Genomic DNA, 13,637 nt, shown 5'->3' on the forward strand with positions numbered 1-13,637 from the left:
GCTTAACGAGTGAAACGCGACAGCTGCTTGCGATGCTGCGACATATTCGGTCAACGGCACGCAACCGGGCGGTCATGCCCTGAACAACACTAGCAGGCAGCGGGGAAAAACCAGGGTTTTTCCCCGGCTTCAGGGTACTTGCGTACCAAAATCGACGGCCGGAGCGGATGCGTTCGCGACCTGTTCTCAGACAGACAGGCCAGCAGAAATTCCCCCGGGCTGGCAGAATTGTTTCCTTTTTTGCACCGTCCGGCCGCTGCCGGCCCCAGCCCCAGGAATGCCACCATGCTGATGACCACCGCCCACCTGATCGCCAACCCCTGCGACGACGAAGAAGACAACATGGCCATGCTCTGCTGTCACAGCAGCCAGGGCGAGATGTTCCTGATGAGCCGCTACCCGGACGAGGACGAGCTGGAAATCACCCTCGACGGCGAACCCTCGACCCTCGATGGGGTGAAAGTCACCCTGAGCCCCACCACCCTGCTGATCGAAATCGCCGCGGCGGATGCCGACGCCCTGAACGGCGCCGACCACCTGGAAATCCGCCACAGCACCGCCGCCTCCGACCTTCCCGAAGTGGAGCTGACCCTGCAGAACATCCTCAAGGGCACCGGCACCTACATCAGCCAGCTGTCCTGAGCGACACCGCCCTTTCCCGGTAGGCGCCTCAACACCGCACCCGCCCGTAGGAGCTGGCTTGCCAGCGAAGGCGTCTTCGGCTCCAGCGCAAACCTTGCCGGCTCCTACCAGAACCTCAATACCGCGCCGGCTCCTGCCGGGGTGTGGCGCGTGGGGCTGAATAAAACACGGATTTTTTTCGACTAATTGGCTAAATCAGGTTTTCCCCGTTAGTCGCCGACCCCCGCTATGGATTAAAGTATCGCCCCCAGCCCCGACGTTATTTCCACGCCCGGGGTGCACCCTCTCCAGGAACAGTCACCGATGGAACATCGTGAAGCGCTTTTGGCGCTGCGAACCTTTCTTTCAACGCAGATTCTCGGCCAGGAAAAACTCATCGAGCGCTTGCTCATCGCCCTGCTCGCAGACGGCCACATGCTGGTCGAGGGCGCTCCGGGGCTGGCCAAGACCAAGGCCATCAAAGAGTTGGCCGAAGGCATTGAAGCGCAATTCCATCGGATCCAGTTCACCCCCGACCTGCTGCCCGCCGACATCACCGGCACCGAGATCTATCGCCCGGAAACCGGCAGCTTCGTGTTCCAGCAAGGGCCGATCTTCCACAACCTGGTGCTGGCCGACGAAATCAACCGCGCCCCGGCCAAGGTCCAGTCGGCGCTGCTGGAGGCCATGGCCGAGCGTCAGGTCAGTGTCGGGCGCAGCACCTATGAACTGTCGCCGCTGTTCCTGGTGATGGCGACCCAGAACCCCATCGAGCAGGAAGGCACCTACCCGCTGCCCGAAGCCCAGCTCGACCGCTTCCTGATGCACGTCAAGATCGGTTTCCCGGACGCCGCCGTCGAGCGCCGGATCCTGCAGCAGGCCCGGGGCGAAGCGCTGAACGGCGAAACCAAGCCCGAGCGCCGGGTCAGCCAGCAGGCGATCTTCGCCGCGCGCAAGGAAATCCTCGGCCTGTACATGGCCGACGCGGTGGAGGAATACCTGGTGCAACTGGTGATGGCCACCCGCACCCCGGCCAAGTTCGACCCGGAAATGGCCGAGTGGATCGCCTACGGCGCCAGCCCTCGCGGCTCCATCGCCCTGGACCGCTGCGCCCGGGCCCACGCCTGGCTCGCCGGCCGGGATTTCGTCAGCCCGGAAGACATCCAGGCGGTGCTGTTCGACGTGCTGCGCCACCGCATCATTCTGTCCTTCGAGGCTGAAGCGGCAGGCATCGACCAGGACCGTGTGGTACAGCGCATCCTCGACGTCGTTGCCGTCGCCTGATCTCCATGACTCAAGCCATCGCCGAACCCGGCATTCGCATCACCCTCGGCGAGCTGATCGAGATGCGCCATCGCGTGCGCGAGGTGCAGCTGTTCTCCACCCCCAGCCAGCGCAGCCCGCTGATCGGCCTGCACCACTCCAAGCTGCGCGGGCGCGGCGTGGACTTCGATCAGGTGCGGGTCTACCAGGCCGGCGACGACGTGCGCACCATCGACTGGCGGGTCACCGCGCGTACCCAGGAACCCCACACCAAGCTGTTCCACGAGGAGCGCGAGCGGCCGATCTTCATCATGGTCGAGCAGAGCCGCCAGCTGTTCTTCGGCTCCGGGCTGATGTTCAAGTCGGTGCTCGCCGCCCAGGCCGCGAGCCTGATCGGCTGGGCCGCCCTGGGTCATAACGACCGGGTCGGCGGCCTGGTCTACGGCGACGACGAGCACTACGAGATCAAGCCGCGGCGCAGCAAGCAGAGCCTGTTGCAACTGCTCAACCGCCTGGTGCGGGTCAACCAGTCGCTGCACAGCGAAGCCCAGCCCCAGCGCGATGCCCTGGGCACCGCGCTGCTGCGCGGGCGTGAAGTGCTGCGCCCGGGCAGCCTGGTGATCGTGATCTGCGACGAGCGCGCCTTGAGCGACGCCGCCGAGCAACAGCTGAGCCTGCTGTCGCGCCACTGCGACCTGCTGCTGATGCCACTGTCCGATCCCCTCGACCACGCCCTGCCCGCCGCCGGCCTGCTGCGCTTTGCCGAACGCGGCGCGCAGCTGGAGCTGGACACCCTGAACTACGAACTGCGCCAGGCCTACCGGACCCAGAGCGAGGCGCGCATCGCCCGCTGGGAACGCCTGGCGCAAAAGCTGCGGGTGCTGCTGATGCCGCTGAGCACCCAGAGCGAAATGGTCGAGCAATTGCGCGAGTACCTCAATCCGCAGCGCCCCGGAGCCGGCCGATGAGCAGCCTGGAACAACTGCAACCGCTGCTGCCGCCGCCCGATATCGGCCTGTGGCCACCGGCCCCGGGCTGGTGGGCGCTGGCGCTGCTACTGCCACTGCTCGGGTTGGCGATCTGGCGTTGGCGTCATCTATGGTCGCGCAAGGCCTCCCAGGCCCGCAGCGAACAGCCCCTGGACCCGGTGCGCCTGGCCGCCCTGGCGGAACTGGCGCTGCTGCCCAAACCCTATGACGGCGCCCCGGCCGGCGCCTGGCTGCAGGCCCTCAATGCCCTGCTCAAGCGCCTGTGCCGCAACCACTACCCCTACAGCCAGAGCCACACCCTCAATGGCCGCAAGTGGCTGGCGTTTCTCGACAACCGCTGCCCGGCCGCCGGCCTGACCCGCTGGATGGTGCTGGTCGAAGGCGCCTACAAGCCCGAGTGCAAGCTCGACGACAAAGCCATCGCCGGCCTGACCCAGGCGGTGGACACCTGGATTCGCAAGCATGTTTGAGTTCGCCTGGCCGTGGATCTTCGCCCTGTTGCCGCTGCCCTGGCTGCTGCGCCTGGTGCTGCCGGTGGCCGACAGCGGCGAGCCGGCGCTGAAGGTGAGCTTTCTCAGTGACCTGGAAGGCCTGTCCAGGCGCCGGGCCCGGGCCCACCTGCCGGCCTGGCGCCAGCAGGCACGCTTCATTCTGCTCTGGGTCCTGTTGCTGCTGGCCGCGGCCCGCCCGCAATGGCTGGGGGAACCGCTGCCGGTGGCCGCCAGCGGCCGCGACCTGCTGGTGGCGGTGGACGTGTCCGGCTCCATGGACTTTCCCGACATGCAGTGGCAGGGCGAAGACGTCAGCCGCCTGAGCCTGGTCAAGCACCTGCTGGGGGACTTTCTCGAACACCGCGAGGGCGACCGGGTCGGCCTGATCCTGTTCGGCAGCAAGGCCTATCTGCAGGCGCCGCTGACCTTCGACCGGCGCACGGTGCGCATCTGGCTGGATGAAGCGAAGATCGGCATCGCCGGCAAGAACACCGCCATCGGCGACGCCATCGGCCTGGCCCTCAAGCGCCTGCGCCAGCGTCCGGCGCAGAGCCGGGTGCTGATCCTGGTCACCGATGGCGCCAACAACGGCGGCGAGATCGCACCGATCACCGCCGCCCGGCTGGCCGCCGCGGAAGGGGTGAAGATCTACCCCATCGGCATCGGCGCCGACCCGCAGGACAGCGCCACGCTCGGGGTACTGGGGCTCAACCCGAGCCTGGACCTGGACGAACCGGCGCTCAAGGAGCTGGCCGAAGTCACCGGCGGGCGCTACTTCCGCGCCCATGACGGCCAGGAGCTGCAGGCCATCAAGGAAACCCTCGACCAACTGGAACCGGTGGCCCAGCAACCGACCCAGGCGCGCCCGGCCCAGGCCCTGTACCACTGGCCGCTGGCCGTCGCCCTGCTGCTCAGCGTGCTGCTGGTGCTGCGCGAGCGCTGGCCGCACAACCCGCTGCAGCGCTTCTTCACCGAGTCGAACTTCCTGCTGCCTGCCCATGACTGGCGCCAGCGGCTCAAGCGCCTGCGCTTGCGGAGGCGGCGATGATCAGTCTCTGGCCCCACTGGTTCCGGCCTGGATGGTTGCTGGTACTGCCACTGCTGGCGCTGCTGCTGTGGAAGCTCTGGCACCGGCAGAAGCGTGCCGGACGCTGGCAGATGATCCTGCCCCCGGCCTTTCACGCCGCCCTGCTCAGCGGCGGCAACGGCCGCGAAAGCAAGCTGCCCTGGGTGGCCCTGGGGCTGGCCTGGTTGCTGGCGGTGCTGGCCCTGCTCGGCCCCAGCTGGCAGCGGGTGGAACAGACCAGCCAGAAACCCGCCGACCCGCTGGTGGTGCTGCTGGAACTGACCCCGCAGATGCTCGCCAACGACGTGCCACCCAATCGCCTGGAGCAGGCCCGGCACAAGTTGCTGGACCTGTTGCAAGCGCGCAGCGACGCGCAGACCGCGATCGTGGTCTATGCCGGCAGCGCCCACACCCTGGTGCCGCTGTCCGATGACCTGGCCACCAGTCGCAACCTGCTGGACGCGCTCAAGCCGTCGATCATGCCCCAGCCCGGCCAGCGCGCCGACCTGGCCCTGCTCAAGGCCCTCAAGCTGCTGGACCAGGGCGCCCTGGGCCAGGGTCGGGTGCTGCTGATGGCCTCGTCCCTCAGCGAACAGGAACGCCAGGGCATCCGCCAGGCCCTCGGCGGTGACGCGCCGCAGTTGCTGATGCTGGGCCTGGGCAGTCGCGACGGCGCCCCGGTGACCCTGGAAGACGGCAGCTACCTCAAGGACGACCTGGGAGCGATCCTGGTGTCGCGCCTGGACAGCCCGGACCTCAAGCAGTTCATCGGCGAGGTCGGCGGCCGCTACCGGCAGGCGCGCCTGGATGACAGTGACCTCAAGGGCCTGGGCCTGCTCGGTGGCCCCCAGGGATTGCGCAACGACGGCCAGACCCTGCGCCTGGACACCTGGGCCGACCAGGGCTACTGGCTGTTGCTGCCCCTGTTGCTGCTGGCTGCCTGCGCCGGGCGTCGGGGCTGGCTGTTCTGCCTGCCGCTGCTGTTGGCCGCGCCGCAACCGAGCTACGCCTTCGACTTGCAAGACCTGTGGCTGCGTCCCGACCAGCAGGGCCAACGGCTGCTGGAGCAGCAGCGCCCGGCGGAAGCCGCGCGGCATTTCCAGGACCCGCAATGGCAAGGCGTGGCCCTGTACGAATCCGGCAACTACAATGCCGCCGCCGAGCGCTTTGCCGAAGGCAACGACGCCCGCGCCCACTACAATCGCGGCAATGCCCTGGCCCGCAGCGGCGAACTGGAAGCGGCCATCGACGCCTACGAGCAAGCCCTGGAACGCCAGCCGGACCTGCAACCGGCCCTGTACAACAAGGCCCTGGTGCAAAGCCTGTTGCAACAGCAGCAGGCCGCCCCGCCGGCAGCGCCGCAAAAGCCGCAGAACCCCGACAGCGACGACAGCAACAACGCCGGGCCCAGCGGCGCCGCGACCCAGCCGCCCCCCGGCGGAGAAGCCCCGGACAACACCGGGCAGACCGCGGCCGAAAGCGGCGAAGCCACGGCCGCGCCGCCAACGAGCAACGGCCACAGCGAGGTGCCCGGCAGCGAACTGGACGACCAGCACACCACCACCCCGCTGCGCCCGGCCCAGGACAGCCTGGACGCCGAACACCAGCAGGCGCTGGAACAATGGCTGCGCAAGATCCCGGACGATCCGGGGGAACTGCTGAGACGTAAATTCTGGTACGAACAGCAACAACATCAGGATCAGGGAAAAACTCGATGACCCGCTGCACCGCTGCCCTTCTGCTAGCCCTCGCGTTCTGGACGGCCTCGTCCCAGGCTGCCGGGCTGTCCGCCAGCCTGGACCGCAGCCAGGTGAACGCCGGGGAAACCGTCGAGCTGACCCTGGAGTCCAGCGACGTGACCCAGTTCGGCAAGCCCGACCTCAGCCCCCTGGACCGTCAGTTCGAAGTGCGCGGCACACGCCAGGTCAACCAGCTCAACAGCCTGGGCGACAACCACGCCAGCACCCGCTGGATCGTCACCCTGCTGCCGCGCCAGCTCGGCACCCTGGAGATTGCCCCGCTGCAACTGGGCAATCTGCACAGCCAGGCCCTGAGCCTGCAAGTCAACGCCGGCACGCCCCAGGATCAGGACGCCCGGCTGGAGCCGGTGTTCATCAAGGCCGAACTCGACCAGCCCAAGGTCTACGTCCAGGCCCAGGCCCTGCTGACCCTGCACATCTACCATTCGGTGCCACTGTTCGACGACAGCAACCTCAGCCCGCTGCAACTCGACGATGCCCGGGTCGAGCAACTGGGCGAGCCGCGCACCTACGAAAAACTCATCAATGGCGTGCGTCACGGGGTGATCGAGATGCGCTACGCCCTGTACCCCCAGCGCAGCGGCCAATTGCAGATCCCGGCCCTGACCTTCAGCGCCACCCTGGCCAACCCGGGCAACGACCAGGACGCCGCGTCCCAGGCCCCCAAGCCCGGCAAGCTGATCCATGTGAGTTCCGAGCCCATGAGCCTGGAGGTACTGGGCAAGCCCGCCGGCTATCCCGCCGACCTTCCCTGGCTGCCGGCGCGCCACCTGGAATTGACCGAAAGCTGGAGCCCGGAGCCCGACCATCCTCAGGTCGGCGACTCCCTGACCCGCAGCCTGACCCTGCGCGCCGAAGGCCTGTCCAGCACCCAGTTGCCGCCCCTGCCCCAGCCCGAGGTCAACGGCCTGCGCAGCTACCCGGATCAGCCGCAACTGAGCAACCAGCACGTTGAACAGGGCCTGCTGGGCATTCGCGAAGAACGCCAGGCCCTGGTGCCGACCCGCACCGGCGAAGTGAATCTGCCGGGCCTGGAAGTGACCTGGTGGAACACCCAGCAAGAGCGCCTGGAGCTCACCCGCCTGCCGGCCCGCAGCCTGCAGGTGGCGAACAACCCGAGCCTGGTGGTGGACACCCCGGCCGGCACGCCCCAGGTCGGCGGCGACGATGGCCCGCTCTGGCCCTGGCAACTGAGCACCCTGCTGCTGGCCTGCACCACCCTGCTGGGCTTTGGCCTGTGGTGGCGGGCCCGCTCGCAACCGGCGGTGCTGCGCGCCACCCAGACCGGCCCGAGCCCACGCTCGCTGCTGGACGACCTCAAGCGCGCCTGCCAGGCCAACGACCCGCAGACCACCCGCCAGGCCCTGGACGCCTGGGCGCGCCAGCAACCGGAAACCCTGGCCGACATGGCGGCGCGCTTCATCCCGCTGTCCGATGCCCTGGACGGCCTCAACGGCGCCCTCTACAGCGAAACCGGCCAGTATTGGCAAGGCGAGGAACTGTGGCGGGCGATCCGCGCCATCCCCATCAACGAACGGGTCCAGGACCCGTTGACCGACACCACCAGCCTGCCGCCGCTCTACCCCAAATAACAGCAGCCGCAAGCTGCAAGCCTCAAGCGCCAAGATTCGCTTGAGCTTGCCGCTTGCCACTTGCAGCTCGTAGCTGCTTTTCCTGGAGTTTGCCTTGCGTCTGTTTCACACCTCCGACTGGCACCTGGGCCAGAACCTCCACGGCCAGGAACGCGATTTCGAACACGCCTGCTTTCTGGAGTGGCTGCTGCGCCAGCTCAACGCTGAGCAGCCCGATGTGCTGCTGATCGCCGGCGATATCTTCGACACCGTCAACCCGCCGGTCAAAGCCCAGGAGCGGCTCTACGACTTCATCGTCAGCGCCCACGAACAGCAACCGGCGCTGACCATCGTGATGATCGCCGGCAACCACGACTCCGGCTCGCGCATCGAGCTGCCGGCGCCGCTGATGCGTCGCCTGCGCACCCACGCCCTGGGCCGGGTGCTGTGGCTCGACGACGGCCAGCTGGACGCCGAGCGCCTGCTGCTGCCGCTGCCCGACGCCAGCGGCCAGATCGCTGCCTGGTGCCTGGCCCTGCCGTTCCTGCGGCCGGCGGAAGTCACCGGGCGGCAGTTGGGCGACGACTACCTCAAGGGCATCGCCCAGGTGCATGAATGGCTGATCGCCGCGGCCAACGCCAAGCGCCAGCCGGGTCAGGCCCTGGTAGCGATCAGCCACGCGCACATGGCCGGCGGCTCGGTGTCCGAGGACTCCGAGCGCAGCCTGATCATCGGCAACGCCGAGGCCCTGCCCGCCAGCCTGTTCGGCGCGGACATCAGCTATGTGGCCCTGGGCCACCTGCACAAGCCGCAGAAGGTCAACGGCGAGCAGCGCATCCGCTACAGCGGCTCGCCGATCCCGCTGTCGTTTTCCGAGATCGGCTATCAGCACCAGATCCTCGATGTGCGCCTGGACGGCGAGACCCTGGTCAGCGTCGAACCGCGGCTGATTCCCCGGGCGGTGAACCTGCAACGCCTGGGCCCGGCGCCCCTGGGTGAGCTCCTGACCCAGCTCGGCGAGCTGCCGGACATCGACCTCTTGGCCGAAGAACAGCGCCAGCCCTGGCTGGAAGTGCGGGTGCGCCTGGACGAGCCGCAGCCAGACCTGCGCCAGCAGGTGGAAAACGCCCTGCAAGGCAAGGCCGTGCGCCTGGTGCGGATCGCCGCCGAGTACGCCGGTAGCGGCGGACGCGACGCTGAAGACGCCGGCGCCGAGCTGATCGACCTGGATCAACTGAGCCCCGAAGAACTGTTCCGCCGCGCCTGGCGCGACGCTTACGCCAACGAGGTGGACGACGCCACCCTCAAGGATTTCGCCCTGCTGTTGCAGGACGTACAGCAAGAAGGGGAACAGCCATGAAGATCCTGGCCATCCGCCTGAAGAACCTGGCCTCCCTGGCCGGCCCGTTCGAGATCGATTTCAGCGCCGAGCCCCTGGCCAGCGCCGGGCTGTTCGCCATTACCGGGCCCACCGGCGCCGGCAAGAGCACCCTGCTCGATGCCCTGTGCCTGGCGTTGTTCGGCGCGGTGCCGCGGCTGAACAAGATCGCCAAGGAAAACAAGGTTCCCGAGGTCGACAGCGATATCTCCACCGGCGACCCCCGCACCCTGCTGCGCCGTGGCACCGGCAGCGGCTTCGCCGAAGTGGATTTTGTCGGCATTGACGGGCGCCGCTACCGCGCCCGCTGGGAAACCAACCGCGCCCGCGACAAGGCCAACGGCAAGCTGCAAGCCAGCCGGCAGAGCCTCACCGATCTGGACAGCAATCAATTGCTGGCCAGTAGCAAGCGCGACTACGAACAGCTGATCGAATCCAGGCTGGGGCTCAACTTCGAGCAGTTCACCCGCGCCGTGATGCTGGCCCAGAGCGAGTTCAGCGCCTTTCTCAAGGCCGACGACAAGGAACGCAGCGAGCTGCTGGAAAAGCTCACCAACACCGCCGTCTACAGCCAGCTGGGGCGCCGCGCCTACAGCAAGAGCAAGGAAGCCGACGAGGCCCACAAGGCGCTCCAGGCCCAGGCCAGCGGCATCAGCCCGCTGGAGCCCGAAGCCCGGGCCGAGCTGGAACAGCAACTGAGCCAGGCCCAGCAGCAACTCAAGACCCAGCAGGCCCAGCTCAAGCAGCTGGAAGCCCAGCACAGCTGGCTCAAGGAACTGCGCCAATGGCAGGAAGCGCAGCAAGACGCCGCCGAGCAGTTGCAGGCCGCCGAGCAGCAAGCCCAGGCCCTGGCGCCCGAGCGCCTGCGCCTGCAACGCCTGGAGCAGTTGGCGCCGCAGCGGCATCAGTTTTTGCGCATGGCGGAGCTTGAGGCCACGTTGCCGCCCTTGCGCCTGCAGATCCAGCAGCAGGTCGAACAACAAGGCCAGCTGAACCAGCAGCAACAGCACCTGCAACAGCAATTGCAGGAGGCCGATAGCGCCTTGTCCCAGGCCCAGGAGCAGCACAGCGCCAGCGCGCCGCTGCTGCGCCAAGCCTTTGCCGAACAGGCCAGCCTGGAGCGCCTGGGGCAAAGCCTGAGCCAGGCCGAAGCACAACGTGCCCGCGCCGAACAAGCCTGCGCCGAAGGCCAGCAGGCAATCCAGCAACTGCTGGAACAGCAGCGCCGGGTGGCTGAACGCCTGGAACTGATCGCCGGGCAACTGGCCCACAGCGCCGCCCTCGCCCCCTTGAGCGAAGCCTGGAACGCTTACCGCGAACGCCTGCAACAGCTGATGCTGGTGGGCAATCGCCTGCACCAGGGCCAGGCCGAGCTGCCGGCCCTGGAACAGCGTGCCGCCAGCGCCGCCGCGCAACTGAGCGAACAGCGCGCGCACCTGGAGTTGCTGTACAGCGAAGCCGGGGCCGAGCCGCAAGCAGTAGCCGAGCAGATCCAACTGCTCGGCACCCTGCTCCAGGACAACCGCAAACAGCAGCGCGCCTTCGAGGAACTGGGCCGGCTCTGGGCCCAGCACCAGGAACTGCAACAGCGCGCCCAGGCCCTGCAAGACAAGCAACAGGCCGTGGCCAGCCAGCGCGAGGCCTTGAACCGGGCCGGTTTGCAAGCCAAGGCCGAACTGGCCGTGGCCGAGCAGACCTTGAGCGTCACCCAGGCCCTGCTGGAGCGTCAGCGCCTGGCCCGCAGCGCCAGCGTCGAGGAGTTGCGCGCCCAGTTGCAGGACGATCAGCCGTGCCCGGTGTGTGGCAGCGTCGAGCACCCTTATCACCAGCCCGAAGCCCTGCTGCAAAGCCTGGGGCGCCACGACGAAAGCGAAGAAGCCAACGCCCGCCAGGCGGTGGACGGCCTCAAGGAACAGCTCAACGAACTGCGGGCCCAGGTCCAGGGGCTGATTGCCCAGCAGAAGGAGTTCCTCCAGCAGCAGGAACAGCTGGCGATCCAGCAACAGGCCCTGGCCCCGAGCCTGCAAGCCCACCCGCTGAGCGCCAGCCTGCTGGACCAGGAGCCGCCCAAGCGTGACGCCTGGCTGCATCAGCAACTGGAGCAACTGCAACAGAGCATCACCCAGGACGAAAGCCGCCAGGGCGCCCTGTTGACCCTGCAAAAGGACGCCGCGCGCCTGCAAAACCAGTTGCAAGCCGCCATCGACGCCAGCCAGCAGGCGGCCCAGCACCTGGACCAGCAACAGCAGCAACTCAACGCCGACCGCCAGCGCCTGGAAGAAGAACTGAGCTACTTCGCCAGCCTGCTGCCGGCCGAGGTCCTCGACGGCCTGCGCCGCGACCCGGCCAACACCTTCCTCCAACTCGACCAGCAAGTGCTGCAGCGCATCGAACAACTGCGCGAGCAGCAGGAAGAGATCGAGGAACAGCAGCAACGCCAACTGGCCCTGGACAAACAACAGGACCGCCAGCTGACCCGCCAGCAGCAACTGAGCGAAGCGCAGCAGCAGTTCACAACCCAGCACCAAGAGCAACAGGCCTGCCAGCACAAACTGGCCGAACTGCTGGGCCAGCAGCCCAGCGCCGAGCACTGGCAACAGCACCTGGAACAGGCCGTGGAACAGGCGCGCCAGGCCCTGGCCCAGGCGCAACAAAAACAGCAGGCACTGCACCAGCAAGCCATCGAACTGGGGGCGGCCCTCAAGGCCCGGGAAGAACGCCAACAAGCCCTGGACAGCGAACAGCAGCAACTGGCGGCCAGCATCGAGCAATGGCGCGCCCAGCACCCGGAGCTGGATGACACCGGCCTGCAACAGCTGCTGCAACTGGATGAGGAGCAGATCCAGGCACTGCGCCAGCGCCTGCAGGCCAACGACAAGGCCATCGAGCAAGCCAGGGTCCTGCTGCAAGAGCGCCAGCAGCGCCTGGAACAGCATCAGGCCCAGCACAACGGCAACCTCGCCGCCGAACAACTGACCCAGGCCCTGGAGGCGTTGCAGCAGCAGGCCCAGGCCAGCGAACAGCAGGTCGCCGACCTGCGCGCCCGGCAAAGCGAGGACCAGCGCCGCCAGGACGCCAACCAGGCCCTGAACCAGCAGCTCGAACAGGCCTACGGCGAGTGGCAGCGCTGGGCCCGGCTCAGCGCCCTGATCGGCTCGGCCGAAGGCGACAAGTTCCGCAAGATCGCCCAGGCCTACAACCTCGACCTGCTGGTGCACCACGCCAACGCCCAACTGCGCCAACTGGTGCGCCGCTACCGCCTCAAGCGCGGCGGCAGCATGCTCGGCCTGCTGGTGCTGGACACCGAAATGGGCGACGAACTGCGCTCGGTGCACTCGCTGTCCGGTGGCGAAACCTTCCTGGTGTCCCTGGCCCTGGCCCTGGGACTGGCGTCCATGGCCTCCAGCACCCTGAAGATCGAGTCGCTGTTCATCGACGAAGGCTTCGGCAGCCTCGACCCCGAATCCCTGCAACTGGCCATGGACGCCCTCGACGGCCTGCAGGCCCAGGGGCGCAAAGTGGCGGTGATTTCCCACGTGCAAGAGATGCACGAACGGATTCCGGTGCAGATCCAGGTCAGCCGCCAGGGCAATGGCCTGAGCACCCTGGAGGTGAAATGAGCACGCAAGCAACGCCTGGGGCGACCCTCTACTCGTTCCGCCGCTGCCCTTACGCCATGCGCGCGCGACTGGCCCTGAGCTATGCCGCAGTGCCGGTGCGGATCGTCGAGGTCAGCCTCAAGGCCAAGCCGGCCGAGATGCTGGCTCTGTCGCCCAAGGGCACGGTGCCGGTGCTGGCGGTGGATGGCCGGGTGATCGATGAGAGCCTGGAGATCATGCACTGGGCGCTGGAGCAGCATGACCCCGAGGACTGGCGGCTGAGCGCGGACCCGGCGGCCCAGGCGCGGATCGCGGCGCTGATTGCCGAGAACGATCAGGTGTTCAAGGTGCACCTCAATCGCTACAAGTACGCCGAGCGCTATCCCGAAGCGCCCATGGAGCATTACCGGGGCCAGGGCGAGGTGTTTCTGGCGCGCCTGGATGGGTTGCTGCAGGAGCAGCGGTATCTGCTGGCGGAGCATCCGAGCCTGGCGGACATGGCGTTGCTGCCGTTTGTCCGGCAGTTTGCCCATGTGGATCGGGAGTGGTTTGCGCAGGCGCCCTATGGCGCTTTGCAGAGGTGGTTGCGGGAGTGGCTGGAGTCGCCGTTGTTTGGTGGGGTCATGGCTAAGTCGTTGGCTTGATTTGGGGAGGCTTTTTGGGGGCGGGTATAGCCTGTTGATGGAGTACATATCCGTTGCTGCGGTCACGGCCGCTGGCGGTTTCGCTCTTACAGCGACTCACTTTTGAAAAGCGCAAAAGTAAGCAAAACGCTTCTGCCCCTCCACTCGGTGCCTCGCCTAGGCTCGGCATGCCCTTGTAAGCTAATTTCTACCTGCCTCAGATCGCGGTGCCCTCGGATTTCGAGATCGTGAGTGAGCATGGGTCGAGGCAGGTTC

10 protein-coding genes are annotated in these 13,637 nt (G+C 67.3%); all 10 read left to right on the forward strand.

The genetic code is table 11. The features are described 5' to 3' along the window. Positions 1–285 precede the first annotated feature (285 nt). On the forward strand, positions 286–642 hold the full coding sequence (locus tag GWQ44_RS28305; RefSeq protein ID WP_016966181.1) for a hypothetical protein: 357 nt from the start codon (positions 286–288) through the stop codon (positions 640–642). A gap of 303 nt (positions 643–945) precedes the next feature. Next, positions 946–1,905 carry a MoxR family ATPase gene (locus tag GWQ44_RS28310; RefSeq protein WP_003218556.1) on the forward strand — a complete coding sequence of 320 codons (960 nt, stop codon included), beginning with the start codon at positions 946–948 and terminating at the stop codon, positions 1,903–1,905. Between the two features lie 5 nt (positions 1,906–1,910). Beyond that, complete coding sequence (locus GWQ44_RS28315; RefSeq protein ID WP_016966180.1) at positions 1,911–2,852, forward strand: DUF58 domain-containing protein; 942 nt, start codon at positions 1,911–1,913, stop codon at positions 2,850–2,852. Next, complete coding sequence (locus GWQ44_RS28320; protein ID WP_275928830.1) at positions 2,849–3,343, forward strand: DUF4381 domain-containing protein; 495 nt, start codon at positions 2,849–2,851, stop codon at positions 3,341–3,343. Before GWQ44_RS28315 ends, GWQ44_RS28320 begins: the two co-directional genes overlap by 4 nt. After that, positions 3,336–4,412 carry a VWA domain-containing protein gene (locus GWQ44_RS28325; protein ID WP_199011208.1) on the forward strand — a complete coding sequence of 359 codons (1,077 nt, stop codon included), beginning with the start codon at positions 3,336–3,338 and terminating at the stop codon, positions 4,410–4,412. The genes GWQ44_RS28320 and GWQ44_RS28325 overlap by 8 nt, the downstream gene beginning before the upstream one ends. Beyond that, positions 4,409–6,148 (forward strand): VWA domain-containing protein, encoded by a 1,740-nt coding sequence (locus GWQ44_RS28330; RefSeq protein WP_275928831.1) that lies wholly within the window; start codon positions 4,409–4,411, stop codon positions 6,146–6,148. The genes GWQ44_RS28325 and GWQ44_RS28330 overlap by 4 nt, the downstream gene beginning before the upstream one ends. Beyond that, positions 6,145–7,782, forward strand: coding sequence for a BatD family protein (locus tag GWQ44_RS28335; protein ID WP_275928832.1), 1,638 nt, complete (start codon positions 6,145–6,147; stop codon positions 7,780–7,782). The genes GWQ44_RS28330 and GWQ44_RS28335 overlap by 4 nt, the downstream gene beginning before the upstream one ends. A 94-nt stretch (positions 7,783–7,876) precedes the next feature. Next, complete coding sequence (locus GWQ44_RS28340) at positions 7,877–9,121, forward strand: exonuclease SbcCD subunit D C-terminal domain-containing protein (protein ID WP_275928833.1); 1,245 nt, start codon at positions 7,877–7,879, stop codon at positions 9,119–9,121. Then, positions 9,118–12,759, forward strand: a complete 3,642-nt coding sequence (locus GWQ44_RS28345; protein WP_275928834.1) for an AAA family ATPase — start codon at positions 9,118–9,120, stop codon at positions 12,757–12,759. Before GWQ44_RS28340 ends, GWQ44_RS28345 begins: the two co-directional genes overlap by 4 nt. Further along, positions 12,756–13,382 carry a glutathione S-transferase gene (locus GWQ44_RS28350; RefSeq protein WP_275928835.1) on the forward strand — a complete coding sequence of 209 codons (627 nt, stop codon included), beginning with the start codon at positions 12,756–12,758 and terminating at the stop codon, positions 13,380–13,382. Before GWQ44_RS28345 ends, GWQ44_RS28350 begins: the two co-directional genes overlap by 4 nt. Positions 13,383–13,637 lie beyond the last annotated feature (255 nt).

It is taken from the genome of Pseudomonas sp. 3MA1, assembly GCF_029237275.1.
In the GTDB taxonomy this organism is placed as follows: Bacteria; Pseudomonadota; Gammaproteobacteria; order Pseudomonadales; family Pseudomonadaceae; genus Aquipseudomonas; species Aquipseudomonas fluorescens_AP.

Bases quoted from the DNA above. Each gene is read 5' to 3' on its own strand.
- GWQ44_RS28305 (WP_016966181.1), top strand. From the start codon at position 286: ATGCTGATGACCACCGCCCACCTGATCGCCAACCCCTGCGACGACGAA.
- GWQ44_RS28310 (WP_003218556.1), top strand. From the start codon at position 946: ATGGAACATCGTGAAGCGCTTTTGGCGCTGCGAACCTTTCTTTCAACG.
- GWQ44_RS28315 (WP_016966180.1), top strand. From the start codon at position 1,911: ATGACTCAAGCCATCGCCGAACCCGGCATTCGCATCACCCTCGGCGAG.
- GWQ44_RS28320 (WP_275928830.1), top strand. From the start codon at position 2,849: ATGAGCAGCCTGGAACAACTGCAACCGCTGCTGCCGCCGCCCGATATC.
- GWQ44_RS28325 (WP_199011208.1), top strand. From the start codon at position 3,336: ATGTTTGAGTTCGCCTGGCCGTGGATCTTCGCCCTGTTGCCGCTGCCC.
- GWQ44_RS28330 (WP_275928831.1), top strand. From the start codon at position 4,409: ATGATCAGTCTCTGGCCCCACTGGTTCCGGCCTGGATGGTTGCTGGTA.
- GWQ44_RS28335 (WP_275928832.1), top strand. From the start codon at position 6,145: ATGACCCGCTGCACCGCTGCCCTTCTGCTAGCCCTCGCGTTCTGGACG.
- GWQ44_RS28345 (WP_275928834.1), top strand. From the start codon at position 9,118: ATGAAGATCCTGGCCATCCGCCTGAAGAACCTGGCCTCCCTGGCCGGC.
- GWQ44_RS28350 (WP_275928835.1), top strand. From the start codon at position 12,756: ATGAGCACGCAAGCAACGCCTGGGGCGACCCTCTACTCGTTCCGCCGC.